The 1,492-nt window shown below is 68.0% G+C and carries 1 protein-coding gene; it reads right to left on the bottom strand.

All coding sequences use genetic code 11. The features are described from left to right. Positions 1 to 94: 94 nt before the first annotated feature. Positions 95 to 1,207, bottom strand: a complete 1,113-nt coding sequence (locus ACO1BR_RS44040; RefSeq protein ID WP_426800740.1) for an IS110 family transposase — start codon at positions 1,205 to 1,207, stop codon at positions 95 to 97. Positions 1,208 to 1,492: the final 285 nt, after the last annotated feature.

Genomic DNA, 1,492 nt, shown 5'->3' with positions numbered 1-1,492 from the left:
GGCGGTGGCCCGGTCGGGCCAGACGCGGGTGCCGATCTCTTCTTTGAGCAGGGCCCAGAAGCTCTCCGCGGCGGCGTTGATGCCCCTATGGATGTCAAGTCGCGTCTCGGGCTGGACCTGTGGGATCTGCCGCTGGGTTTGCGGGGACGATGAGCCGGTAGATCTCTCGGGCGACGTACCGTTTGAGGCAGCGGATGATCTCGCGCTTGGTCTTGCCCTCCGCGAGGCGCCGCCGCATGTAGTCCTGGGAAGGGCCCGCCCAGCGCAGGCGGCTGAGGACGATCCGGTAGAGGGCGGCGTTGGCTTGGCGGTCGCCGCCTCGGTTGAGTCTGCGGCGCTGGGTTTTGCCGGAAGACGCCTCGACAGGGCTGGTGCCGCACAAAGCGGCGAAGGACGCCTCGCTGTCGAGGCGTTCGGGGTTGTCGCCAGCCGAGATGAGCAGGGCTGCTGCGGTATCCGGGCCGACGCCGTGGACGTCGAGCAGGCCCGGAGTGCTTGCTCGGATCGCTTCTGCTATCCGTTTGGTGAGGTCGTTGATCTCCTCGGTCAGGTTCTGGATGCGGCGGGCCAGCAGCCTCAGGGTGTGACGCGCGGCCCCTGCCGGCCCGGAGATCTCCGACTCCGCGAGTAGAGCGCACTGTTGGAACAGTTTTGTGTTGCTCAGCTGGGCGAGACACTCCCGAAGTTCGGCATCGGCGCAGACCAGAACGCTCTTGAGCTGGTTGATGGCCTGGGTGCGGGACTTGATCGCGGATCCCTTCGCCAGCTTGAACAGCCGCAGCATCTCCACCGGGCCGTCGCTCGTCTTCGCCGCGGCGGTGGCGCGACCGGACAACACGGCGCGTGCAGCGGCTTCGGCATCGATCGCGTCGGTCTTGCCGTGGCGCCGCCGGGCGGCTTTGTCGGGCTGGTTGACCTCGGTCACCTCGATGCCCTCGGCCCGCAGGTGCCGCGTCAGGCCCACGCCGTAGGACCCGGTGCACTCGACCCCAGCTCGCCGCAGCATGCCGAACGAACGTGCCCAGGAGAGGAGTTGACGATATCCCTCCGCAGTCGCCGGAAAGCTGCGGCCGTCCAGGGCAGCGCCGAGCGTGGTGATGACGGCCGCGGCGTGTACGTCCTTGTGGGTGTCGACGCCGAGCAGGATGTCCTCCTCGGCGTCGGCCGGGACGTGACATGGGGCCGTGGACTGCGTGATGCTGGACAAGGTCACCTGTCTCCTGATCGCCTCGGGTGGTGGCCGTCGCCGGGCCGGGGCGGTCAAGACTGTGACGGTGCCTGTCGCGAAGGCCCCTATCGGGACACGTCCCCTGCCCGGCGGCAGCAAGTCCGCTCCAGGCAGTGGCCGACAGATCAACGCCAAGGCAACAACGCCAGTCGAAGCACGGGTCAGGCCACCGCCCGAAGCGGTACCCGATCATCCTCACAGTCGAAGCAGGATCCGGTGCGTCCGCAGCTCTGCCGGAGGCCCAACTCGCCTATTTCATCTCGG

It is taken from the genome of Streptomyces sp. YGL11-2 (assembly GCF_050054615.1).
GTDB lineage: Bacteria > Actinomycetota > Actinomycetes > Streptomycetales > Streptomycetaceae > Streptomyces.
This window is presented reverse-complemented; position numbering and strand designations above follow the sequence as displayed.